Below are 25,230 nucleotides of genomic sequence, written 5' to 3'. Positions count from 1 at the left end.
GGCCGCAGGGGTCACCGCACGTGCGCTGGCCCAGCACGAAGGGACGCTCCATGACCGATTCATTCTTCGAGCACGTCGACACGATCCGGTTCGAGGGGCCCGACAGCGACAACCCGTTGGCGTTCCGCTGGTACGACGCAGACCGCGTCGTCGCCGGCCGCACGATGCGCGATCACCTGCGGTTCGCCACCTGCTACTGGCACAGCTTCAACTGGGACGGGTCCGACATCTTCGGCGACGGCACGCTCGACCGTCCGTGGCTGTCGACCACCGACCCGATCGACGGCGCCGAGCAGAAGATGGCGGCGGCGTTCGAGTTCTTCGAGAAGCTGACGGTGCCGTTCTGGTGCTTCCACGACCTCGACATCGCACCCGAGGGCGACTCGTTCGCCGAGACCGCGAAGAACATCGACCGCCTCGTCGACCTGGCCGCCGGCTACCAGGAGCAGACCGGCGTCGAGCTGCTGTGGGGCACCGCCAAGCTGTTCGGGCACCCGCGCTACATGGCCGGTGCCGCCACCAACCCCGACCCCGAGGTGTTCGCGTACGCGGCCGCTCAGGTCGCCCACTGCATGAACGCCACCCAGCGCCTCGGCGGGCACAACTACGTGCTGTGGGGCGGGCGCGAGGGGTACGAGACCCTGCTCAACACCGACATGAAGCGCGAGCTCGACCAGCTCGGCCGGTTCCTCACGATGGTCGTCGAGCACAAGCACTCGATCGGGTTCGAGGGCACGATCCTGATCGAGCCGAAGCCGTTCGAGCCCACCAAGCACCAGTACGACTACGACGTCGCGGCCGTCCACGCGTTCCTCCAGCAGTACGACCTCGCCGACGAGGTCAAGGTCAACATCGAGGTCAACCACGCCACGCTCGCCGGTCACGACTTCGCCCACGAGGTGGCCGCGGCCGTGAGTGCCGGCATCTTCGGCTCGGTCGACGCCAACGCCGGGGACGACCGTCTCGGCTGGGACGTGGACCGGTTCCCGGTGTCGGTCGAACAGATGACGCTCGGGATGCTGGAGATCCTGCGCGCCGGCGGGTTCACCACCGGTGGACTGAACTTCGATGCGAAGCTGCGTCGCCAGTCGATCGCCCGGGCGGACCTCTTCCACGCCCACATCGGCGGTATGGACACGATGGCGAGGGCCTTGCTCGCTGCGGCCTCGATGATGGAGGACCTCGACCACCGCCGATCCGAGCGGTACGTCGACTGGGACGAGGCACTCGGTGCGAGCATCCTCGCCGGCGACCACACGCTCGCCGGGCTGCACGAGCGGGCCTTCGGCGCCGGCGAACCGATGCCGATGTCGGGCCATCAGGAACTGCTCGAGAACGTGGTCGCCCGTTACATCGAACGAGCCCGCTGACCGCCATGACCCTGGGGACGGGACGACGTCTCGTCGTCGGCGTCGACTCGTCGACCCAGTCGACGAAGGCCGAGGCGCGCGACATCGAGACCGGCGAGGTCGTGGCCATCGCGAGCTCGCCGCACCCCCCGACCACGCCACCGGTGTCCGAGCAGGACCCGGACGCCTGGTGGTCGGCGATGTCCGCTGCCATCGAGCAGCTCGGCGATCACCGTCACGACGTCGCGGCGATCTCGGTCTGCGGGCAGCAGCACGGGCTCGTCGTGCTCGACGACGGGGGACGGCCGCTCCGGCCGGCGAAGCTGTGGAACGACACGACGTCCGCGCCCCAGGCCGCCCGGCTGGTCGCCGAGCTCGGTCCCGAGCAGTGGGCCGCCGCTACCGGGAGCGTGCCGGTGGCGTCGTTCACGGTGAGCAAGCTCGCGTGGGTCGCGGAGCACGAACCAGAGATCCTCGCTCGGGTGGCGCGGCTGATGCTGCCGCACGACTACCTGACCTGGCGCCTGACCGGCGAGCACGTGACCGACCGCGGCGATGCGTCGGGGACCGGCTGGTTCGATGCGTCGACGGGCTCGTACCGGCCGGACCTCGTCGGCGCCGCGGTCGGCGGTGGCGACGTCGGTGCTGGCGGTGACGAGTGGATCGATCGGCTGCCGCGCGTGCTCGCTCCGTTCGATGCGGCCGGCGAGATCGTCGGTGACGTCGCCGCCTCGCTCGGACTACCCGCAGGCGTGGTGGTCGGCCCGGGAAGCGGCGACAACATGGGCGCCGCGCTCGGGCTCGGCATGGCGCGCGGCGACGTCGCCGTGTCGCTCGGCACCTCGGGCACCGTGTTCGCGGTGTCGTCGTCGGCGACGTCCGACCCGAGCGCAGCCGTCGCGGGGTTCGCGAGTGCGGACGGGGGCTTCCTGCCGCTGGTCTGCACGCTCAACGCGACCAAGGTCACCGACACGGTCGCTCGCTGGCTGGGCCGCGACGCCGCCGGGCTGGCCGAGCTGGCGTTGGTCGCCGCCGACGACCCGGGCACCGCGATGCTGGTGCCCTACTTCGACGGCGAGCGAACGCCCAACCTGCCGGACGCGACCGGGACGTTCGCCGGTCTGACGAATGCGACGACGCCCGAGCAGCTCGCGCTCGCCGCCCACGACGGGGTCTTGTGCGGTGTGCTCGACGGCCTCGAGGCACTGAGGTGCGCCGGCGCGACGGTCGACGGCCGCCTGTTCCTCGTCGGAGGCGGGTCTCGGTCGGTGGCGTACCGGCAGCGGTGTGCCGACCTCACGGGCTCGGCGGTGACGGTGCCGGCAAGCGAGGAGACGGTCGCGACCGGCGCAGCCGTCCAGGCGGCGGCGGTGCTGGAGGGCAGCGACTCGGCACCGGTCGCCGCCCGCTGGCAGCTCGGAGCGGGCACGGTGGTCGCGCCGGCGCGCGACGCGGGGGCGCGGCGCGACGCCTACCGGTCGGTGGCGGATCGCCAGCGTTGAGGGCGCGAGTGGAGACCGGTGCCGTCGGGCGGGCTGGGGTCGTGACCTCACGTCGCGGCGTGTTGGTCGGCCCGGCGTCATCGTCGGGTTGACGCCGTCGGGTTGACGCCGTGGGGCGGGGCGCCGTGCGGCTGGCGTCGTGGTGCTGGCGTCGTTCGGCTGGCGTCGTCAGGCGATCGAGCGCAGTTCGTTCGCAGTGACGAGGCTGCCGTCGTGGTGGACCCACGCAACGCAGCGGCCGTGCCGACGGACCGCGATCACGCGATGCCCGTCCCGGTTGGCCAGGGCCTCGAGCCGGGTGCTCGGAGCTGTCAGCCAGGCTCGGATCGGCTCGAGATCGAGCGGGGCGAGCACGCCGACTCGCAGCAGCGCGGCGTCGAGGTCTCGGTCGGACGCTGCGGCAGCGCGACGGAGCGCTGCCATGGCATCGTGACCTGCGGCTCGGAGCATGCTGGTGCATCGGCGGTCCGCGCCGCGAGCTTGAGTCAACGTACGATCAACGCGACGCACCACGTGGGGCAGGTTCGAGCGCCGGTCGCGCAGGACCACCGCACCGGAGCCGGGAGGCCGGAGGAGGCGGGGTCGGTCAGTCGGAGCCGCCGCTCGCGCCGTCGGAACCACCCGTTGGTGTGTCCGCCCGTGCGTCTTCTGGTGCGTCGTCCGGTGCGTCGTCGGTGCCGGCGAGTCGTCGCGCCTGACCGAGCCAGTCGTCGTTCTCGACCCTCCCGTCGTGGACGTCGGGGAGGATCTCCTCGAGCTGCTCGACGGACGTGTCGGCGAGTTGCGCAAAGGTCGTGATGCCGGCGTCGTTCAAGATGCCCTCGAGGAACGGACCGATGCCGTTGATGGCCTGGAGGTCGTCGCGTGCCGAGGACGAGGTCGAACTCGTGCTCGTCGTTGCGGTTCCGGTGTCCGTCGCAGTGTCCGTCGCGTTGTCCGCGGCAGTGGAAGTGGGCGCCGTTGCAAGCGCAGTGCTGCCGTGGCCCGAGAAGTGCTCGATGCGCAGCGGGGTCTCGAGCGGCGCGTTCAGTGGTGCGTCGGGGTGCTCCATCTGCTGCTCGCCCGCCTCGATCGCATCGAGGAGGTGGATCGCGAGGTCGGCGACCTTCACCTCGTCCTCGTCGACACCGGCGCCCTTCACGCCGTCGTCGAGCATGATGTAGCAGAACGGGCAGGCGGTGGCGACGCGGGTGGCGCCGGTCGAGATGGCTTCCGCGGCCCGCTCGTCGTTGACCTTGACGCCGATCGTTTCCTCCATCCACATCCGGGCGCCGCCGGCGCCGCAGCACATACCGGTGGTGCCGTTGCGGTTCATCTCGACGATCTCGATGCCCTTGATCGAGCCGACGACCTTGCGAGGCGCGACGTAGACGTCGTTGTGGCGGCCGAGGTAGCACGAATCGTGATAGGTGATCCGCTCCTCGAGCGTGGCCTGGCTGACGTCGAGCCGGCCATCGTCGATCAGCTGTTCGAGCAGCTGGGTGTGGTGGACGACTTCGTAGTTGCCGCCGAGCTGCGGGTACTCGTTGAGCAGGGTGTTGAAGCAGTGCGGGCACTGGGTGATGATCTTCTTCACGCCCATGCCGTCGAGCATCTCGATGTTCGGCATGGCGAGCATCTGGAAGAGGTACTCGTTGCCCGATCGACGAGCCGAGTCGCCGGTGCACATCTCGCTCGGGCCGAGGATCGCGACGTCGATGCCGGCGCGACCGAGCAGCTTGGCCATCGCCTGGGTGACCTTCTTGTTCTTGTCGTCGAAGCTGCCGGCGCACCCCACCCAGTAGAGGTACTCGGCCGCGAGCGGTTCGCCGGGATCGACCACGGTCACCGACTTGCCGTGCTCGAGCTGGAGCCCGTCGGCCCAGTCGCCGCGCTCGCCCTGGTTCATCCCCCAGGGGTTCATCTGGTTCTCCATCGCCCGGTACGCGTTGCCGAGCTCGGTGGGGAAGTTCGACTCCATGAGCGACAGGTAGCGGCGCATGTCGAGGATCTTGTCGAGGATCTCGATGTTGACCGGGCAGATCTCGTCGCACGCCTTGCAGCTCGTGCAGGCCCAGATCTCGTCGGGCGTGATGCGCTCGAACAGGCTGTTGGCGCCGATCGTGATCTCTGCGTCGGTGCCGAGCGGTGGGCTGACCTGCGGGCTGCCGGTGGCGGCCATCACCTCGCCGGTCTTGAGGACGATCTCGCGCGGGTCGAGGGGCTTGCCGGTGGCGTGCGCTGGGCAGACGCTGGTGCAGCGGCCGCACATCGTGCATGCGTCGGTGTCGAGGAGCTGTTTCCAGGTGAAGTCCTCGACGACGGAGGCGCCGAAGCTCTCGAGCTCGGTCTCCATCAGGTTGGGCATCGGCTTCATCGCGCCCTTCGGGCGGTCCTTGTCGCGGAGGTACATGTTGAGCGGCGACGTGAAGACGTGGCGGAGCATCGTGATGGGCAGGATCGCCAGGAACACGATGAAGCTCACGACGTGGCCGATCCACATCCATTGGTGCCACGTCTCGAGCGCGCTCAGCGAGAGCCCGTCGACCGCCTGCGCCAGGGGGTACCCGACGAAGCTGTACTGCTCGTACTCCGGCGTGCCCTCGACGGCGATCCGGAACATCTCGGCGGCGAAGCCGGTCAGGCCGATTGCGAGGAACGTGGCGAGGATGACGGCGTGCTCGGGCTTGGACTTGATGCGGATTCGGTAGGGCTTCTGCACGTACCGGCGCACGATCGCCCAGAGGATGCCGACCGTGAAGATCACGCCGGCGGCATCGCCGACGAACGAGTACGCCTGGTAGGTGCGGCCGTGGAGGAACTTGAGGTCCTCGGGGAGCTGGTGGTCGACTTCGAGGATCGTCGTGACGCCCATCAGGATCAGGAAGCCGAAGTAGATCATCGAGTGCATCAGACCGGCGCCCGAGTCGCGCAACAGGGTCTGCATGTAGACGCCGGCGCGGAAGTCGGCGGCGCGGCGCTTGGCGTTCTTGGCCGTCGTGCGACGTTGAGCCGGCGCGCCGCGCTCCCAGTTCTTCATGCGGTTGGCGAACTGGAACGCCCCCCAGACGAGCATCACCGGGATCACCGTGTAGAAGATGATCTTGAGCGGCCCGGGGATGTTGGCGAACACCTCCCGGTGGATCTCGTTGTCGTTGTGCCAGCCGGTGATCGACGGGAGGATGCCCGACATCACGGTGAACACGGCGATCCCGATGCCCAGACCGAGGGCGAGGTGGTGCGGCTTGATGCGGTTCGACAGGCTCGACGTGTTCGAATCGGTGGATTCGGCGTTGGTGCTCATGGCGCGCCTCACGCTACTCGGCGGTCAGGGGTGGGCTCATTTTCGTCGCCGAACGATGGAGCTCGGTCGGGCTCGGTCGGGCTCGGTCGGGGGCGGTCGGGGCGGTCGGGGGGTGGTCGGCCTGCGCCGCGGGTCGACGTTGCGCTCAGCCGAACGACTGGCGGTCGAGATCGCGGATGCGGTTGGCCAGGGTGCCGAGGAGCTTGAACGCGATCGACGGCGTGTCTTCGAGCACGGCTCGGAAGTGACGCTGATCGAGGACGAAGAGCGTGCAGTCGTCGTCGCAGACGGCCGTTGCGGTACGGGGACCGTGGTCGAGCAGGGACAGCTCGCCGACGACGTCGCCCGACTCGAGCGTGGTGACCTTGCGGTTGCCGCGGCGCACCGTGACCGTGCCCTCGAGGATGATGAACGCCTCGCGGCCCATCTGGCCCTGGTCGACGATCACGGTGCCCTTGGTCATCGTGATCTCGTCACCGGCCTTGAGGACCGAGTGCAGCTCGCGGCGGCTGCAGCCGGCGAAGAGCGGGACGTTCTTGAGGTGTTCGAGCTGCTCGGACTTCGAGGCCATGGGTCGAACAGTAGCCCGCTGCTCACGGTTCGCAGCCGACGAGTCGGGCGCACGAGCGACACGACCACACGTGGTCGGGAAGGAAATCGTAGTGCGTGTAGTGCTGGAGCCGCGCCGGTCGTGCGAGCGCTCCGCACACGGCGACCTCTCGTCGGCGGGCGTCACGCTGCTCCGCGACGAAGTCGTCGCGATGCCGCAGCGCATGCCGCTTTCCGGTGGCGAACGCGAGCGCTCGCTCGGCTGGGGACTGCGGTGTTGCGAAGAGTCGCACGCCACGGCGGCACCGCCAGCGGTAAGCACGTTGGCGGCAGGCGTTGGTGCAGTACACCTTGGGTCGACCCGGGCGATCGGTTCGGTGTGCTGCTGCGCCGCACACGGGACACCACCACTCCTCGACGATGCGGACGCCAACCGGTGGCGCAGTCGCAGTGGGATCGAAGGCGTGCGATGTCGTCATGCACGCATCGTCGCGAAGGGGTGTGGCGCTCCCAGGACGAGGGGACGTGACGGGTTGTGGGAGCGGCCGGTCGCTGCAGCGCACGTCGTCTCGCCTCGCAGGGGCGGTGTGCTCGATCCGGTTGGGATTCGCCCCGGTTGGGATTCGCCCTGGTTTGGATTCGCCCTGGTTGCGATTGGTCACGGTGGGTGTGGTTGGTGGGCGTCGCGAATCGTCTCGGGGTGTTGGTCGTGGTGTGGTCGTGATTCGTCTCGGTGGGTCTGGACGGTGAGTCTCACGAGCGTTCCGCGACACGATTCGCGATGTGGGGTGCGGGTGTGGTGCGAGACGATTCGTGATCGTTCGGGGTGTGGTCCCGTGAGACGATTCGCTGTGTGGGGTGTGGGTGTGGTGCGAGACGATTCGTGATCGTTCGGGGTGGGTGTGGTTCGAGACGATTCGCGATCGTTCGGTGTGGGTGTATTTGCGAGACGATTCGCGACCGTTGCGCGGTCATCCGAGAGGAGGGGCTTGTTCCGCCGGCTCGGTCGTCGCACGACGACCCGAGAACCGAGACCTGAGACCAGACGCCCGAGGCCCGAGGCCCGAGGCCCGAGACCCGAAGACCGAGACCCGAGATCCGGGACCCGAGACCAGACGCCCGAGGCCCGAGACCCGAAGACCGAGACCCGAGATCCGGGACCCGAGACCCGAAGACCGAGACCCGAGATCCGGGACCCGAGACCCGAAGACCGAGACCCGAAGACCGAGACCCGAAGACCGAGACCCGAGATCCGGGACCCGGGGCCCGAGACCGGACGCCCGAGATCCGGGACCCGAGGACCGAGGGCGCGGCGCGGGCGTGAGCGCGCGAACCGGACGAGCGTGCCGATCGCGACCGGCGCCTAGAACTGGATCAGACTCTGCCGATAGTCGGCCGGGGCCTCGTAGCCCAGCACGTTGAACAGCGTTGCTGCGACGTTCGCCAAGCCGGCGTCGGCCGGCGGCGCCATGTGGTACTCGCCGTCGTAGTTCGGGTCGTAGATCGCGAACGGCACCGGACTCAGCGTGTGGCTCGTCTTCGGCGACCGGACGCCGTCGTGCTCGGTGTACATGATGTCGGCGTTGCCGTGATCAGCGGTGTACACGAGCACGCCGTCGAGCTCCTTGATCAGGTCGATCAGCGCCGACATGCATTCGTCGATCACGCCCATCGCCTCGACGGTGGCTTCCAGGTTCCCGGTGTGCCCCACCATGTCGCCGCTCGGGAAGTTCAGCCGACCGAACCGGTACTCGCCGCTGCGGAGCAGATCGACCGCCTCGGCCGTGATCTCCCGAACCTTCATGGCCGGCGCCGTGTCGAACTCGACGTTGTCCGACGGGATCTCGATGTAGGTCTCGAGTGACTGGTCGATGTAGCCCGACCGGTTGCCGTTCCAGAAGTACGTGACGTGGCCGTACTTCTGCGTCTCACTGATGGCGAACGTGCGGACCCCAGCTGCGCAGAGGTACTCGCTCATGGTCCGGTCGATCGCCGGCGGGCTCACCAGGTACTGCTTCGGCACCAGCGCATCGCCGTCGTACTGCAGCATCCCGGCGAAGACGACGTCGGGAGCTGGCGAGCCGTCCGCCGCCGCACGATCGAACATCGCGAAGTCGGCCTCCTCGTAGGCCCTCGAGATCTCGATCGAGCGATCGCCACGGAAGTTGTAGAGGAGCACCGCATCGCCGTCGTGCATCGTTCCGACCGGCAGCCCGTCATCGTCGACGATCACGAACTCGCCGAGATACTGATCGCCCGTGCCCGCACCGGATGCGTCGGCCTCGGCGTACATCGTCTCCACCGCCTCGGCTGCCGACGCGAACGCACGCCCCTCGCCGTACGTGTGACACCGGTACCCGCGCTCGACCATGGGCCAGTCGGCGCCATAACGATCCATCGTGATCGACATGCGACCTCCACCCGAGGCGATCCGGAAGTTCCGACCGGCGCCGCCGCCGCCGTCGCCGTCGCCGTCTGCGTTGATCTCCGCCAGCACGGCTTCGGTCGCCTCGATGTACGTCAGCGCGGACCGAGCCGGCACGTCACGGCCGTCGTGCAGGATGTGCACGGCCGCACTGGTCACCCCCGATGCGGCAGCTTCCCGCAGCAACGCGTACAGATGGTCGTTGTGCGAGTGCACGTTGCCGTCGCTGTGCAAGCCGATCAGGTGCAACGTCCCGGCCCGCCCGTGCTCGATCGCCTGCTTCCAGACCTCGGAATCGAAGATCGCCCCCGACGCGATGGCCTGGTTCACGAGCTTGGCGCCCTGCGCGAAGACCCGGCCTGCGCCGAGCGCGTTGTGGCCCACCTCGCTGTTGCCCATGTCGTCGTCGGACGGCAGCCCGACGGCGGGTCCGTGCGCCGCCAGCTCCGTGTACAGCTCGCCGGCGGCGAGGCCGTCCAATGCGGGTGTCGCGGCGACGGAGACGGCGTTGCTCGGACCGGACGGCGCGACACCGACCCCGTCGGCGATCACCAACAGGACGGGTCCGGGCCGGCCGGCGAACGAGGGATGGGGGGAGAGCGCAAGGGCCATGAGGGCGAGTCTAGGAAGCTGGTTCCCACCTGGAGCCAGGGTGCACCTCCGTGCCGATCGCGGGTGACCAGCCCAGTTCGAGCCTGAGTAGCGTCACAGCGATGGAGTACGCGTTCGACCGCTTCCTTCGCTACGACGAGCTCGTCCGATGGATGAGCGACACCGCGACGGCCCATCCGAACCTCGTCAGCCTCGACACATACGGCCGATCACACGAAGGGCGTGAGCTGTGGCTGATGACGATCACCGACGCCGCGACGGGGCCGCACCACAGCAAGCCGGCGCACTGGATCGACGCCAGCATCCACGCCGTCGAGCTGACGGCGACCGTCGCCGCCTGCGCCGTCGTCGACCGACTCGTGCGAGGCCACGACGCCGACGAACGGATCACCCACGCGCTCCGCACGAGGACCTTCTACATCGTCCCGCGCGTCAACCCCGACGGCGCCGAATGGGCGCTCGCCGACCGCCCTGTCTTCCGTCGCTCGAGCACCCGCCCCTGGCCGTGGACCGACGGCCACCGCTGGCCGGGGCTGCACGAAGAGGACGTGGACGGTGACGGTCGCGTGCTCCAGATGCGAATTCCCGACCCGGCCGGCGCGTGGATGCCACATCCCGACGACCGGCGCCTGCTGATCCCGATCCCTGCCGAAGGAGCGCCGCCCGGCGTCGCGACGTACCGCCTCCTCGACGAGGGCTCGATCGTCGATCACGATGGCTTCACGATCCCGACCCCGCCGCCCGCCGAAGGGCTTGATCTCAATCGCAACTTCCCGGCCGGGTGGGGTCGCGCCATCCCCGGTGCCGGCGACCACCCGCTGAGCGAACCCGAGATCGACGCCCTCGTGCGTGCCATCGTGGCCCGACCGAACGTGTGCGGCCTCAACGCCTTCCACACCAGCGGTGGTGTGCTCCTCCGGCCGTCGTCGACCCAGCCGGATGCCAAGTTGCCGCCCATGGACGTCTGGGTCTGGAAGCAGCTGGCCGAACGAGGCACCCAACTGACCGGCTACCCGGCCCATTCCGTGTACGAGGACTTCACCTGGGATCCGGCCGAGACGATGAGTGGCGCCGCCGACGACTGGGCGTACGAGCACACCGGCGTCTTCGGATGGACCACCGAATTCTGGGACATCGTGCACGCCGCGACGGGGACCAAGCAGTCGACGCACTTCTGGTACACCGGTCCGACCGACGACGAGGCGCTCGCCGTGCTCCGCTGGTGCGACGAGCACCATCCCGACGGCTACGTCGATTGGTACCCCTTCGAGCATCCCTCGCTCGGCGACGTCGAGCTCGGCGGCTGGGACAGCCTGACGACGTGGGTCAACCCGCCCGCCCACCTGCTCCGGAACGAGGTCGAGCAGCATGCGGACTTCGCGGTCCATCAGGCGTTGTGCTCACCGGCGCTCGAGATCCCGCACTGCACGGCCGAGAGGCTGAGCGAGGACACCTGGCGTGTCGAGGCTGGCATCGCGAACACCGGTTGGCTGCCGACCGACGTCTCCGCCCAGGCCCGGCGCGCCAAGCTGGTCAAGCCGCTGGTCGCAGAGATCGGCGGCGTGCCGGACGGTGCCTCCGACGCCGCGACTGGCGACGTCGACGTCGACGGGGCCGAGGCGTTCGAGGCGGGGTCGCCCGGCCTCGAGCCGCTCGCGGTCGTCGACGGCCCCGCCCGCCGCCAGCTCGGCCAGCTCGAGGGCCGGGCGTCGCTGCGATTCTCGCGCGGCCACGACGGCACGCCGGACCGAGCGCTCGCGAGGTGGATCGTTCGGGCGCGGCCGGGCGACGAGGTCCAGGTCGTCGCACGCCACGACCGCGCGGGCGAGGCCACCGCCCGCTGCACCTTGCACTGACGGCGCCCGAACCGACGGCCCCTCAACCGACGGCCCCTGCGCTGACGGCACCTGAACCCACGGCCCGGGCGCCGACCGTTCGTCCGGCGCTCGTCAGCCGAGGGTCCGCACGTAGCCACGATCGAGCCGCACGAACCCGTTCCGTTCCCAGAACGGGTGCTCGTCGGTGCGGGACGTACCGCTCAACACCTGCAGCCGGCGACAGCCGAGATCGTGAGCGCGGGCCACGGCGTGGTCCACGAGCATCCCGCCGATCCCCGTCGTGCGGAACGCCTCGGCGACGTGCATCGCCACGATCTCCGCGCAACGGTCGCCCTGATGGTGCAGGCGGCGGAACGCGACCATCTGGATCACGGCCGTGATCTGCCCGTCGTACTCGGCGACGAGGACGTAGTTGCCGTCCGAGCGGTCGATCTCGTCGAGCGCCTCGCGGTACCGATCGATGCCGTCGTGGTCCTCGACGTCGCCGCTCGCATCGGCCTCGCGCAGGATCGTGGCGATCGCCCGGAGGTCTCCGCGCACCGCGTCGCGGAAGTACGTCTGCATCAGCTGCATTGTTCCACCCGGGAGCCCTACGATCGGGCCATGTCCGAGCGACCCGAGGATCGTCAGACCGGTACCGGGGGAGCAGGCGATCCGCCGGTTGCCGACGACCAGGCCGACGCCTCGGTTGACGCCTCGGTTGACGCCTCGGCCGACGCCTCGGTTGACGCCTCGGCCGACGCCTCGGTTGACGCCTCGGCCGACGCCTCGGCCGACGCCCCGATCGACGCCTCGGCCGACGCCTCGGCCGACGCCCCGATCGACGCTGGCGTGGCGGCCCTGCTCGATGCCGCACGCGCGGTCCAGGCCAACGCCCACGTCCCGTACTCGAACTTCCGGGTCGGCGCCGCGATCCGTACCCCGTCCGGCCGCGTCTTCGTCGGCTGCAACGTCGAGAACGCGGCGTACCCCGAAGGCCTCTGCGCCGAGGCCGCGGCGATCGCCGCGATGGTGTCCGGCGGTGAACGCGAGATCGACGTCGTCGTCACACTGTGCGACGGTGACGCGCTCTCGACCCCCTGCGGCGGCTGCCGCCAGAAGATCCGTGAGTTCGCCACCGCGGCGACGACCGTGCACGCCGCCGGACCGGACGGCGTGCGCACGACCTACACGGTCGCCGACCTGCTCCCGGATTCGTTCGGCCCGGAGAACCTCCTCGACTGAGCCGTTCGACCACTGCCTCAAAACCTGAGTCGTATCGACTCAAGTTTCCTGACTGACGAGTTGGACTGCGCCCTTGCCGCCCGTAGAGTTGAGTGCACCAGATACAGGTTCTCTCCCCTCATCCATCATCCCAGGAGCGTTCACCATGCCCAAGGCCGTCGGTATCGATCTCGGTACCACCAACTCCGTCGTGTCGGTGCTCGAAGCCGGCGAACCCGTCGTCATCCCCAACGCCGAGGGTGGCCGCACGACGCCGTCGGTCGTTGCGTTCTCGAAGGCCGGCGAGGTGCTGGTCGGCGAGGTCGCCAAGCGCCAGGCGATCACCAACCCCGATCGCACGTTCCGCTCGATCAAGCGTCACATGGGCGAGAACTGGAAGAGCGACGACGTCGACGGCAAGACCTACACCCCGCAGGAGATCAGCGCCCGCATCCTCCAGAAGCTGAAGCGCGATGCCGAGTCGTACCTGGGCGACACCGTCACGCAGGCCGTCATCACCGTGCCGGCGTACTTCGACGACGCGCAGCGCACCGCCACCAAGGAGGCTGGCACCATCGCCGGCCTCGAGGTCCTCCGGATCATCAACGAGCCCACCGCAGCCGCGCTCGCGTACGGCCTCGACAAGGGCTCCGAGGACGAGACGGTGCTCGTGTTCGACCTCGGCGGCGGCACCTTCGACGTGTCCGTGCTCGAGATCGGTGACGGCGTGTTCGAGGTCAAGTCGACCCACGGTGACACCAGCCTCGGCGGCGACGACTGGGACCAGCGCATCATCGACTGGCTCGTCACCCAGTTCAAGAACGCGCAGGGCGTCGACCTGTCGAGCGACCGGATGGCGATGCAGCGCCTCAAGGAAGCGGCCGAGAAGGCCAAGATCGAGCTGAGCCAGGTCCAGTCGACCCAGATCAACCTGCCGTTCATCACCGCCAACGCAGACGGTCCGCTGCACCTCGACGAGTCGCTCAGCCGCTCCCAGTTCCAGGAGATGACGTCCGACCTGATCGAGCGCTGCCGCGTGCCGTTCGAGCAGGCGCTCAAGGACGGCGGCGTCCACAAGGGCGACCTCAACCACGTCATCCTGGTCGGCGGCTCGACCCGCATGCCCGCCGTCGTCGAGCTCGTGCAGTCGATGACCGGCGAAGAGCCCAACAAGTCGGTCAACCCCGACGAGGTCGTCGCGGTCGGTGCGGCCGTACAGGCCGGCGTGCTGCGTGGCGACGTCAAGGACGTCCTCCTGCTCGACGTCACCCCGCTCTCGCTCGGCATCGAGACCAAGGGCGGGGTCATGACCAAGCTGATCGAGCGCAACACGACCATCCCGACCAAGCGGACCGAGGTGTTCACCACGGCCGAGGACATGCAGCCGTCGGTCGAGATCCACGTGTTGCAGGGCGAGCGCGAGATGGCGAGCTACAACAAGACGCTGGGCAAGTTCCAGCTCGTCGATCTGCCACCTGCGCCACGCGGCGTGCCGCAGATCGAGGTCACGTTCGACATCGACGCCAACGGCATCGTGCACGTCGCCGCCAAGGACCGGGCCACCAACAAGGAGCAGTCGATGACCATCACCGGTCAGTCGACGCTCGACAACGAGGTCATCGACCAGATGGTGAAGGACGCCGAGGCCCACGCCGAGGAGGACCGGCAGCGTCGCGAGGAGGCCGAGGTCCGCAACAACGCCGATTCGCTCGTCTACCAGACCGAGAAGGTCCTGCGCGAGCAGGGCGAGAGCGTGTCGGCCGACGAGAAGGCGGCCGTCGAGGGTCCGCTCGACGACCTCAAGAAGGCGCTGTCGGGCACCGACACCGAGGCCATCAAGACCGCCACCGAGGCACTGATGACGGCCAGCCAGGCCTTCAGCCAGAAGCTCTACGAGGCAGCCGCCCGCGACACCAACGCAGCGGGCACCTCGGCGAGCGGCCAGGACACCGGAACCGGCCAGGTCAACGACGACGACATCGTCGACGCCGAGATCGTCGACGAGGACAACCCGGGCGAGGCGTCGTGAGCGACGCACTCGACGACCAGCGCGGCAGCGAGGTCGAGGACTACACGGGCCAGATCCCGCGGGTCGAGCACCACGACCACACCGTCGCGCCGAGCGGGCAGCAGCCCTCGGGGTTCGGCGACGGCGACGTGGCCGACGTCGACGACGACGAGATCTCGGCCCCAGTTGCCGGCATGCCCGACACGGCAGACACGGCAGACACGGCCGCCATGGCCGTCGAGGGGGTCGACGTCGATGCGTTGCTGGCCGAACGCGACCAGTACAAGGACGTCGCGATGCGGCTCCAGGCCGACTTCGAGAACTTCCGCAAGCGGATCGCCTCACAAGGTGCCGACGACGTCGACCGCGCCACCGGCCGCCTCGCCGAGGCGTTCCTCCCGGTGCTCGACGCGGCCGAGGCGGCCTACGTCCGGCATCCCGACGAGGTCGGCCCGCTGCTCAACGTGATGCTCGCCGAGCTGAAGAAGCACGGGCTCGAGACGCTCGACCTCGAGGCGCAGCCGTTCGATCCCGAGGTCGCCGAGGCCGTGGCCCACGAGTCGGGCGACGGCGGCGACGTCGTCGTCGCCGAGGTCATGCGGAGTGGCTATCGATGGCGCGGCAAGACGCTGCGGCCGGCGATGGTCCGCACCAGGGATTGACCCGCCCCGGGCCGGTGGCCCGGGTTGCAGGAGGAGCATGCGGAACGCCGAGAGGAGGTGAGTCGGAGTGACTGCACAGCGCGAGTGGTTCGAGAAGGACTACTACCAGGTGTTGGGCGTCCAGGCCGACGCCTCCCAGAAGGACATCACCAAGGCGTACCGCAAGCTCGCCCGCGAGCTCCACCCCGACCAGAACCCCGGCGACGAAGCGGCCGAGGAGAGGTTCAAGGACGTCTCGGCCGCGTACGACGTGCTCGGCGACGAGGAGAAGCGCCAGGAGTACGACGAGGTCCGCCGGCTCGGCCCGATCGGCGACATGGGCTCGGGTGGCCCCGGTGGCTTCACCTTCAACGTCGGCGACATGGCCGGCGCCGGCGACATCGGCGACCTGCTCGGGCAGATGTTCGGGCGTCAGCGCGCCGGGGGGCGCGCCGGTTCGGGCGTCGGACCGCAGCGCGGTCACGACGTCACCGCGCAGCTGAACCTCGACTTCGAGGATGCGGCCACTGGGTTGACCACCACGCTCTACCTCACCAGCGATGCACAGTGCTCGACGTGCTCGGGCTCCGGCGCCCGGCCGGGTACGAGCCCGACCGTGTGCGGCGTGTGTGGCGGCCGCGGCATCGTCGACGACAACCAGGGCCTGTTCTCCTTCTCGTCGCCCTGCCGGAATTGCCAGGGTCGTGGGTCGATCATCACCGATGCCTGCTCGACATGCCGCGGCAGCGGAGTCGAGCGGCGCCCGCGCGAGGTCAAGGCGCGGATCCCCGCAGGTGTCTCCGACGGGCAGACCATCAGGCTCGCCGGTCGCGGTGCCCCTGGGCGCAACGGCGGCCCGGCCGGCGACCTGCTCGTCGAGATCACGGTGGCACCTCACGCCCGGTTCGGGCGCTCCGGCAACAACCTGACCGTCACGGTGCCCATCACGTATCCCGAGGCGGTCCTCGGCGGCGACATCGAGGTGCCGACGCTCGACGGCCAGACGGTGACCCTGCGCATCAAGGCGGGGACCGCGAGCGGGTCGCGTCATCGCGTCAGGGGCAAGGGCATCACCACCACATCCAAGCGGCGCGGCGAGGTCGCCGGCGACCTGATCGTCACCGTCGACGTCGTCGTGCCGACCGAACTGACCGACCAGGAGCGCGCAGCCGTCGAGCAGCTCGCGGCTGCGACTACGGTGAATCCGAGAGGACAGGGATCATGAGCGCAGCGAGCCGACATCACGCGGCGTCGACCCACGCGACGCCCACGGCAGGAGGGCACCGGTCATGAGCGCCCGCGGTCATCACCAAGCGGTGTACGTGATCTCGGTCGCCGCCGAGCTCGCCGGCATGCACCCCCAGACCCTGCGGATCTACGAGCGCCGCGGGCTGGTCCGGCCCGCCCGGACGCAGGGCGGCAACCGTCGCTACAGCGACGCGGACATCGAGACCTTGCAGCGCATCTCCGATCTCGCCGAGCAGGGTATGAACCTCGAAGGCATCCGGCGGGTGATGGAGCTCGAGGCCGAGAACGAGCGGCTCCGGGGCGAGGTCGAGCGCCTCCGGGCGGTTGCCGAGCACGCCGAGTCCGACGCTGCGCGGCGGCAACGACGCGATCTCGTGCCGCTCCGCCAGGCCGTCGCCATCTTCGGCGAACGGCCGCGGTTCCTCGATCGCGAGTGACGATCGGGCTTCGCCGACCGGCGGAGCCCGGATCGTCTCGCCTGACCGAGCTCGCCGTCCCTGGTCAAGTGGGGTGTTCGAGCGGCCGATCGATGATGCGTGGGTCCGGGTCCGCGTCCCTGGCAGGCTGAAGCCATGACTCCGCAGGCCGTGCCGTGGCGACGGGTGCTGCTCGCGCTCGCCGCGGTCACGCTGGTGGTGACCGGAACCGTCGTCGTCCTGCGCGCCGACGGCTTCCCGGCGGTCGATGCCACGGTGCCGCGGGCGACGCGCTGGTTCGTCGACCAGGCCAACGGCAGGGTCGTGCTCGCCGACGGCTTCTCGGGGCGCGCCCTCGCCCGCCTCGACATCGAAGCCGAGGGCAACGTGCTCGAGGTCGCTCAGAGCCCGAGCGGCGTGGCGCTGATCGACCGTTCGGCGGCGACCGCCCGCATCGTCGACGCCGCCGAGCTGCGCCTCGGCCCGCCACGGTCGGTGAGCGTCATCGCCGAACCGGACGCGGTCGCCGGCGTCGGTCAGACCGGGGTCGTCGCGGTCGACCCGACATCGGCGCAGGCCCTGCTCCTGCCGCCCGGTGGCGACGCGGTCCCGTTCGACGTCGTGGCCGCCGGTGCCGGCGACGCCACCCGCATCGCCCCCGACGGATCGGTCTGGACGATCGCCGCCGGCACCCTCGCCCGGGTGACCAGCACGGCGCGCCAGACCCGGACCTCGGGCCTGTCCAACGCCCGGCTGACGCTCGTCGGCAACACCCCGCTCGTGTTCGACGCCGATCGCGGGCGCGTCCGGCTCGGCGACGGCGACTGGGTGCCGCTGCCGAGCGCCGTGCCGAGCAGCGAGGTGGTGCTGCAAGAGCCGGGCCCGACCGCCGACTGCGGGTGGGTCGGGGCCAACGATGAGCTGTGGTGCATCGGTGACGGTGTCGTCGAGCAGGTCACGATCGGCGGGCTCGACATCGCCGGCGCCGATCGGCTCGCGATCGCCGGTGACGCGGCGGCGCTGGTGCGTCGTGCTCCCAACGAGGTCGTCCAGATCGACTGGCGCAACGAGCGGATCATCGACGAGACGGTGGCCAGCGTGCCGCCCGGCAGCGAGCTGGCCGTGGCGGCGTCGACCGACCTGGTCTGGGTCGATCAGACCGACGGCCGGTTCGTCTGGGCCGTCCACCCGTGGGGGATCAACGTGATCGTGAAGGACGACGACTCGACGCCGCTGCTGGGCGAGTCCGGCGAGCTGCTCGACGCCGGTCGCGGCGGTTCGACGGCCGCCTCCCTCGGCAGCGACGAGTTCGTCGGCGCCCTCGACCGCGAACCCGACGACAACGGCATCGACGACCCGCCGGTCGCCGTCGACGATCCGGTGACCGCACGCACCGGCGCGAGCGTGCCCGTCGCGGTGACGGCGAACGACTACGACCCCGACGGCGAGGCGATCGTGTTGTTCGACGTCGGGACCGCCCAGCACGGGACCGTCGAGATCGCCAGCGCGACGACCGTGACCTACCAACCCGAGGCCGGGTACGTCGGCATCGACCAGTTCGACTACACGATCGTCGACGCCAACGGCTCGGAGGCGACGGCGACCGTCACGCTCGAGCTGCTGCCCGTCGATGCCACGAACCGGGCGCCGATCGGCGCCCCCGACTCCACCGAGACGGGCCCGGATGCCGCCGTCGTGATCGACGTGCTGCTCAACGACATCGATCCCGAGCGCGACTCGCTCCGGGTGGCGTCGTTCACGCCGCCCGACGTCGGCGGCGAGGTGAGCGAGGCCACCGCACCATCGGGCCTCCCCGGGCTGCGCTACGTGCCGCCGCCCGGGGCGTCGGGGACCGCGACGTTCACGTACCGGCCGGCCGACTCGTTCGGCGACGTCGGCGAGCCCGTCACGGTGCAGGTCGAGATCGCGCAGCCGTCCGACGAGAATCGGCCGCCGCTGGTGCGGCCGGACGCCGCACGCGTCCGCCGGGACATCCCCACGATCGTTCCCGTGCTCGCCAACGATCGAGACCCCGACGGCGACCGGATGCGGATCGAGCTGCTCGAACCGTTGCCACCGGGGCTCGAGGCGTCGGTCCGGGGCGTCGAGATCGAAGTGATCGCACGCGCCGGCTCCGCGCAGCTGCTCCCGTTCGCCTACACCGTCGACGACGGCCGCGGCCACGTCGTGGTCGGCAGCGTGCTGGTCGCCGTCATCGCCGACCTCGAGCCGAACCGCGCGCCGATCGCCAACGCCGACACGGCCTCCGCGGTGGTCGGCACGTCGCAGCTGATCGACGTCCTGCTCAACGACAGCGATCCGGACGGGGATCCGCTCATCCTGCTCGACGTGAGCCGCGAGGGTGACTCGATGGCTGCCGGCGAGATCCAGGTCCAGGGTGATCAGGTCAGGTACACGGCGGCGCAGGTGGTCACCGATGCCGATGCCGACGTGGCGATCGACCGGTTCACCTACGTCATCACCGATGGCAACGACCACGTCGTGACGGGCGAGGTGACCGTGCGGGTCCTGCCCGAACCGATCGCCGCGCCGCCGTTCGCGCAGGACGACTCGGCGACCACCGAGATCGACGTGCCGGTCACGCTCGACGTGCTCAGGAACGACCGCGACCCCTCGGGCGAGCGGCCGTCACTCGTCGGCACACCGGGATGCGCGGGCGGTGGCACGGCGACCGTCACCCCCGACTCGCGGGTCACGTTCCGGCCGCCGAGCGGCCAGGTCGGCGTCTTCAGCTGCCGCTACGAGGTGACCAACTCCCAGGGCCTGCGGGCGAGCGCGGCGATCGTCGTGAGCGTGCTGGCGCCCGAGATCGTCAACGTGCCGCCGGTCGTCGTCAACGAGGAGTTCACCATCGAGATCGACGAGCAGCTCGTCGTCGACGTGCTCGCCAACGACATCGACCCCGACGGCGACCGCTTCGAGCTCCGCGTGCTCTCGTCGACGACGCCGGCGCTCGGTCGGGCCGAGCGCGACGGCAGCGAGATCACGTTCGACGCGGGGCCGGTGCCGGGCGCCGTGGTCATCACGTATCAGGTGGGGGACGCGGCGGGCGGCGTGACGACCGGTCGGCTCACGATCCGCATCCTCGAACCCGATCCGGAACCGCCGCGCGCGCTGGACGATCTGCGAACCATCACCGGGCCGGGCGCGCCGACCGTGGTGGACGTGCTCGCCAACGACGTGGACCCCGATGGCGACAATGCCGACCTCACCGTGCGCTCGGCCGAGCTCGAGAACGGCGACGGCACGATCTCGTTCGGCGACCGGCGGTTGACGTTCGATCCCGACCCCGACTTCGTCGGCGATCTCGTCGCCACGTACGAGGTGGTCGACGCCGACGGCCTGGTCGACAGCGCCGAGGCGATCCTGACCGTGCTCGAGGCGCCCAACCGCCCACCCGTGGCGGCCGACGATGCCGCCGAGGTCGTCAACGGGGGGACCGTCACCGTTCCGATCGCCCTCAACGACGCCGATCCCGACGGGGACCCGCTGACCTACTCGTTGACGGTCGAGCCCGATCCGGCGCTCGGGGCCACCCGGCTCGAGACCGGCGTGCTCGTCTTCGACGCCGTGCCCGGGGCCAGCGGCACCGCGATCGCCGGCTACCGGATCGACGACGGCGAGGACACCGCCGACGCCTCGGTCGTGATCGCCGTCCTGCCGTGCGAGGTCGCCCCACCCGAGGCGCCCGACGTCTTCCTGCAGACCGGGTACGAGCAGCCGATCGCCATCGACCTGACCGCGTTCGCCCGCAACGGCGACATCGTCGAGGTCGGCGCGCCGCTGTCGGTGCCGTCGGGCGTCTACACGCCCCCCGCGGGCGAGAACGGGAACGTCGCCTTCAACTACGTCGTCCGCAACTCGTGTCGTATCCAGGACGTCGGCCAGGTCGTGATCGACGTCAATCAAGAGCCGATCGGCACCGCCAAGGCGATCGACATGGGCCGCCGGGACACGAGGACCGTCCCGGTCACCGAGTTGGCCTCCGACCCCGACGGCCAGCCCCTGGCGATCGTCGCCCTGGAGGGGGCGCCGTCGTGGATCACGCTCAACGGGTTCGGCGAGGTGCAGCTCGAACCCGCCGGCGCCTCCGGCTCGGACACGGCGGTCGCCGTCGTCGCCGATCCGGGCGGGCTGCAGACGCGCGTCACGATCACCGTGCAGCTGATCAACCTGCGCCCGGAGGCGACGGACAACGAGGTCTCGGCGAACGACGGCGTCGTCGTCGTCGACCTCGTCGCCGACGACAGCGATCCCGACGGGGACCCGGTCGTGCTCGCGTCGGTGCCCGACACGGTCACGTTCGACGGCGGCGGCACGGGCTCGATCCTGCAGCTCGACGACACCAGGGTGCAGATCGATCCGGGGACCGGCCTGGGCCGGGGCACCTTCGAGTACACGATTCAGGACCCCGAGCAGCTCGTGTCTGCACCGGCGACGGTGACCGTGCTCGTCAACCGCGAGCCGGTGGCGCCGACCTTCGAGGTGACCGCACCTGCCGGCGAGGCGACCCTGGCCAACGCGCCGGCGTCCGACCCCGACGACGACCCGCTCACCCTCACCGTGACCGAGCCGGACGACATCGACATCGAGGTCGACGGTCTGGTCCTGACGATCACGCCCACCGATGATCCGATCGGTTCGACGGTGGTCGTGCCGTACTCGGTGACCGATCCGCTCGGCGCCAGCGCGTCGGGCACGATCGAGATCACGGTCACCGACCCCGCGCCACCGACCACCACGACGACGACCACGACGACGACCACCACCACCACGACGACGACCACGGTCCCGCCCACGACGACCACGACGACACCGCCGCCGACGACCACGTCCACCACCACGACCACCACGACCACCCCGACGACGACCACGACCGTCCCGTAGCCGCGGGGCGACAGCCGGTCAGTTCCGGCGGCGGATGTCGAGCTGGTGGTCGTCGGCGGTGAGGCACCGCCCGGTCGCACAGTCGAACCGCCAGCCGTGCAACGTGCAGACGAGCTCGTCGCCGCCGTCACCCCGCTCGATCTCGCCGAAGACGCTCAGGTCGGCGTTGCGGTGGGGGCAGCGGCGCTGCACGACGTACTCGCCGAGCTCGATCTCGGGCTCGGTCGACACCGGCGGGTCGAGCTTGCGGACGGCTTCGGCCTCGGTGCGCCGCATGCGCTCGACCGACAGCGACTTGAAGAAGTTGTAGAGGTACTCGTTGAAGTCGCCCGATCGCCACCCGGTCCACCGGCACGACAGGAACAACGAGTTCGACCAGTCGACCGCTCGTTGCGCGGCGACCGTCTCGACGAGCTCGCGCGGGATGTCGAAACTGAACGAGTAGGGCTCACCGTCGAAGTCGCGGACCTCGGCGTTGGGGAAGTCGATGACGAGCTCGAGGTCGCCGGCGCGGAAGAGGCAGTTGGCGCCCACCGCGCCGCACAGCGTGGGTGCCATGCGCAGCAGGGGCTCCCACCAGTCCTTGAGCGACGCCAGCAGGTCGGTCGAGGGCGCCGTCCAGCCGGCCTTGAGGTCGTCGAGCCACGGCTTCCAGTCGGCCCGGTACTGCTCCAGGTAGGACCGCTTGTCGTCGAAGATCGCCTCGACGTCCTCGTCGGGGATCGGGTGCCGGACTGCGATCGCGTCGGGCGTGATCTCGATCTCGGTGCCGGGGATCGCGAGGACGCCGTGGTGTCCACCGCGCGCGAGCCGATCGAGGAACACGCGCTGGTCCGGGAAGATCGACATCTCGTCCCCGTCGATGACGTTGAGATGGAACAGCTCGTCGTCGAGGAATGCCGGGGGTCCGGCGCTCGGCACGACGGCGCGTGCGTCGATCGTCTCGACGTAGCGCATCGCCCTGGCGAACTGGCTGTCGACCTTCGCCTCGCAGAGCCGCCGCTTCTCGTCGTCGGGCAGGTCGTAGACCATCGGGTACCAGATCGCGCCCGAGTACTGCAGCCAGTGGAGGTCGACGGGGCCGTGGGCACGCAGCGCGTGCAGGTCGGTGGTGCGGCAGTCGTTCTGGTTGACCAGGCGGGTCCGTCCGTCCGAGACCACCATCGCCGAGTCGCCGCCGGGACCGTCGGTGATCGACGTCTCGGTGTGGATCGCGATCGTCAGGCCCGGCGCGAGCTCGAGCTCGTCGCCGTCGACCGTGCGGATGAACTCGGTGAAGCCGAGTCGCTCGAGCGTCCGCTGTTGCTCGCGAGTCGGGTAGCCGGGCAGCAGGATCGGGATGTCCCGCCGCAGGTGCTCACCGAGCCACGGCTCGTCGTGGTGGTCGGCATGCAGGTGTGTGACGTACAGGTAGTCGGCTGATTCGATCCGCTCGAGGAGGTCGTCGCTCAGCTGGTCGTTGCGCGGGAAGACGAACCACGAACCGAAGAACGCGGGGATGAACCACGGGTCGCAGAGGATCGAACCGGCGTCGGTCTCGATGAGCATCCCGGCGTGGCCGATCGACGTGGCGCGCATTGAGGCGAGGGTACCGCCGACATCGGTGCGGCTGGTGCCTCAGTGGTGCGCCAGCTCACGTTCGGGCTGGCGCGGCCGGGCAGGGTCCGGCCCGGCGCCGGGGGTGTCGCCCGGTCCGGCCCTGCGGCGCCGGATCAGAGCGACCGCCGCGGCGACCACGAGCCCGAGGACCGCAGCGAGCGCGAGCAGCGTCGTCGCTCCGATGCCGGAACCCGAGTCGGTGCCGGCGGGCGCGGCGACGTCGAACGAGACGGCGAGCGTCTCGGTCTCGCGGCCTTCGTAGTTGACCTTGCCGCGCACGACGTGGGCGCCGGCTTCCAGACCCTCGACGACGACGTCGATCGACGTCGTGTTGTTGGGCGGCGCGAGGACCTCGAGGCTGCGGAGCTCGCCGATCAACGTGCCGTCGCGTTCGATCTCGGCGACGAGGATCGAGCGGACGGCCACGTCGCTCTCGTTGCGCAGCGTGCCGCGCACCCGGGCCGTGCCGCCCAGCTCGGGCACGCTGACGACCTCGAGTGACTCGAGGGTCGCGCTGCGCTCGATCGAACCGGGATGCTCGATGCGGAACGGCCGCTCGATGGGCGCGAAGTCGTAGCCCACGGCCGTGGCGATCACCTCGACCGAGTAGTCGCCCGGCAGCGTGTCGGTCGTGTCCCAGGTGACGTCGATGCTCTCGGCGCGACCCGGGTCGATCGTCTCCTCGGGAGGCACGCTGATCACGTCGACCGGTTGACCGGAGCGCGTGATCGTCAGGTCGAGGGCCGGGTCGAAGCCGACGTTGCCGGAGTTGTTGAACGTCGCCGAGATCTGCAGGGGCAGACCGACCTCGACGGCCTCGACGACCACGTCGTCGAACGACCCGGCCCGGATCATCTCGCCGCCGACCTCGATGGCGACGGCGACGACCGCGCCGATCGAGAGCCCGGCCGACGATGCGCCCTCGGTGCCGTCGACTGGCTGACCGGACACCTCGATGCGACCGGTGTAGTCGCCGTTCGGGACCGCCGCGGGGACGGCGATGATCGCTTGCACCGTCGTGGCTCCCTCGTGTGGGATCACGACGTCGTCGATGGGCCGGCCGTCCCCGTCGGAGAACGTGATCCAGTCCGCGATGTCGCCGGCGGTGGCGAACGTGAAGTGGCGGTCGCCGGGCAGCCCGTTGCTCAGCACGATGCTGCCCGTGTAGGAGGTGCCGCGGAGGGCTGCCTCGAACGCGAGGAACGCGGGCGCCACGCCGATGCCGGCGAGGCCGTCGTCGATCGGTTCGTCGCCCGACCGGGCGAGCGCCGGGCCAGCGGCCGAGGTGATCAGCACCGCGACGGCGATCGTGGCGAGGCGCACCGCAGCTCGGTGCGATCGGATCATCGATTCGCCTCCTCCTACGGACATCGATGTCGGGGGGCGCACCGGACTCCGGCGCGCCCCCCGACGTGTGGTCAGTGGTTGGGCACGATGCCCGTCACGGCACGTGCCAGTGCATGTTGCTGATCAGACCCGGATCGATCATGTACTGGTTGTACGGGAAGTCGCCGTAGTACACCGAACCGTTGTCGGTCGGGCAGTACGACCCGCCTTCCCGTACAACCAGTACATGATCGATCCGGGTCTGATCAGCAACATGCACTGGCACGTGCCGTGACGGGCATCGTGCCCAACCACTGACCACA

At 69.9% G+C, this 25,230-nt stretch carries 17 protein-coding genes; 9 read left to right on the top strand and 8 right to left on the bottom strand.

The genetic code is table 11. The features are described from left to right. Positions 1-50 precede the first annotated feature (50 nt). Complete coding sequence (gene xylA, locus QNJ12_RS12045) at positions 51-1,370, top strand: xylose isomerase (protein ID WP_300622895.1); 1,320 nt, start codon at positions 51-53, stop codon at positions 1,368-1,370. 5 nt (positions 1,371-1,375) lie between these two features. Next, positions 1,376-2,851, top strand: coding sequence for a xylulokinase (gene xylB, locus QNJ12_RS12040; RefSeq protein WP_300622894.1), 1,476 nt, complete (start codon positions 1,376-1,378; stop codon positions 2,849-2,851). A 168-nt stretch (positions 2,852-3,019) separates the two neighbouring features. Here the strand turns inward: xylB and QNJ12_RS12035 are convergent, their stop codons facing one another. The 4 genes from QNJ12_RS12035 to gpmI all read right to left on the bottom strand — a co-directional run bounded on the left by QNJ12_RS12035 (position 3,020) and on the right by gpmI (position 9,720). Continuing rightward, complete coding sequence (locus QNJ12_RS12035; protein ID WP_300622893.1) at positions 3,020-3,274, bottom strand: hypothetical protein; 255 nt, start codon at positions 3,272-3,274, stop codon at positions 3,020-3,022. Positions 3,275-3,437: 163 nt separating this feature from the next. Further along, positions 3,438-6,134 (bottom strand): heterodisulfide reductase-related iron-sulfur binding cluster, encoded by a 2,697-nt coding sequence (locus QNJ12_RS12030; protein ID WP_300622892.1) that lies wholly within the window; start codon positions 6,132-6,134, stop codon positions 3,438-3,440. Positions 6,135-6,279: 145 nt separating this feature from the next. Then, a complete protein-coding gene (locus tag QNJ12_RS12025) occupies positions 6,280-6,705 on the bottom strand; it encodes a cyclic nucleotide-binding domain-containing protein (RefSeq protein WP_300622891.1) in 426 nt (141 codons plus the stop codon). Positions 6,706-8,046: 1,341 nt separating this feature from the next. Then, positions 8,047-9,720 carry a 2,3-bisphosphoglycerate-independent phosphoglycerate mutase gene (gpmI, locus tag QNJ12_RS12020; RefSeq protein ID WP_300622890.1) on the bottom strand — a complete coding sequence of 558 codons (1,674 nt, stop codon included), beginning with the start codon at positions 9,718-9,720 and terminating at the stop codon, positions 8,047-8,049. A 101-nt stretch (positions 9,721-9,821) separates the two neighbouring features. Here gpmI and QNJ12_RS12015 point away from each other — a divergent pair, with 101 nt between their 5' ends. Further along, positions 9,822-11,576: a M14 family metallopeptidase gene (locus QNJ12_RS12015; RefSeq protein WP_300622889.1), complete on the top strand. Its 1,755-nt coding sequence runs from the start codon at positions 9,822-9,824 to the stop codon at positions 11,574-11,576. 93 nt (positions 11,577-11,669) lie between these two features. On the opposite strand, the gene QNJ12_RS12010 is transcribed toward QNJ12_RS12015, so the two are convergent. After that, positions 11,670-12,131, bottom strand: a complete 462-nt coding sequence (locus QNJ12_RS12010; RefSeq protein WP_300622888.1) for a GNAT family N-acetyltransferase — start codon at positions 12,129-12,131, stop codon at positions 11,670-11,672. A 30-nt stretch (positions 12,132-12,161) separates the two neighbouring features. On the opposite strand from QNJ12_RS12010, the gene cdd reads away from it, so the two are divergent. The 6 genes from cdd to QNJ12_RS11980 all read left to right on the top strand — a co-directional run bounded on the left by cdd (position 12,162) and on the right by QNJ12_RS11980 (position 21,982). After that, a complete protein-coding gene (cdd, locus tag QNJ12_RS12005; protein WP_300622887.1) occupies positions 12,162-12,782 on the top strand; it encodes a cytidine deaminase in 621 nt (206 codons plus the stop codon). A gap of 145 nt (positions 12,783-12,927) precedes the next feature. Further along, positions 12,928-14,790: a molecular chaperone DnaK gene (gene dnaK, locus QNJ12_RS12000; protein WP_300622886.1), complete on the top strand. Its 1,863-nt coding sequence runs from the start codon at positions 12,928-12,930 to the stop codon at positions 14,788-14,790. Continuing rightward, the gene (locus QNJ12_RS11995; RefSeq protein ID WP_300622885.1) at positions 14,787-15,431 is read left to right on the top strand and encodes a nucleotide exchange factor GrpE; all 645 of its coding nucleotides are present in this window, start codon (positions 14,787-14,789) and stop codon (positions 15,429-15,431) included. Before dnaK ends, QNJ12_RS11995 begins: the two co-directional genes overlap by 4 nt. Before the next feature lie 67 nt (positions 15,432-15,498). Further along, positions 15,499-16,635 carry a molecular chaperone DnaJ gene (gene dnaJ / locus QNJ12_RS11990; RefSeq protein WP_300622884.1) on the top strand — a complete coding sequence of 379 codons (1,137 nt, stop codon included), beginning with the start codon at positions 15,499-15,501 and terminating at the stop codon, positions 16,633-16,635. Between the two features lie 64 nt (positions 16,636-16,699). Beyond that, complete coding sequence (locus tag QNJ12_RS11985; RefSeq protein WP_300622883.1) at positions 16,700-17,095, top strand: MerR family transcriptional regulator; 396 nt, start codon at positions 16,700-16,702, stop codon at positions 17,093-17,095. A 135-nt stretch (positions 17,096-17,230) separates the two neighbouring features. Next, positions 17,231-21,982: an Ig-like domain-containing protein gene (locus QNJ12_RS11980; RefSeq protein WP_300622882.1), complete on the top strand. Its 4,752-nt coding sequence runs from the start codon at positions 17,231-17,233 to the stop codon at positions 21,980-21,982. An 18-nt stretch (positions 21,983-22,000) separates the two neighbouring features. Here the strand turns inward: QNJ12_RS11980 and QNJ12_RS11975 are convergent, their stop codons facing one another. The 3 genes from QNJ12_RS11975 to QNJ12_RS11965 form a co-directional block, all read right to left on the bottom strand. Then, positions 22,001-23,560, bottom strand: coding sequence for a Rieske 2Fe-2S domain-containing protein (locus tag QNJ12_RS11975; RefSeq protein ID WP_300622881.1), 1,560 nt, complete (start codon positions 23,558-23,560; stop codon positions 22,001-22,003). 39 nt (positions 23,561-23,599) lie between these two features. Next, positions 23,600-24,928, bottom strand: coding sequence for a hypothetical protein (locus tag QNJ12_RS11970; RefSeq protein WP_300622880.1), 1,329 nt, complete (start codon positions 24,926-24,928; stop codon positions 23,600-23,602). 94 nt (positions 24,929-25,022) lie between these two features. Further along, a partial coding sequence (locus QNJ12_RS11965) for a hypothetical protein (RefSeq protein ID WP_300622879.1) occupies positions 25,023-25,230 on the bottom strand: 208 nt, incomplete at its 5' end.

This window comes from Ilumatobacter sp. (assembly GCF_030065885.1).
Lineage (GTDB): Bacteria > Actinomycetota > Acidimicrobiia > Acidimicrobiales > Ilumatobacteraceae > Ilumatobacter.
Note: the sequence above shows the minus strand (reverse complement) of the source record. Positions and strands in the feature narration are given on the sequence as shown.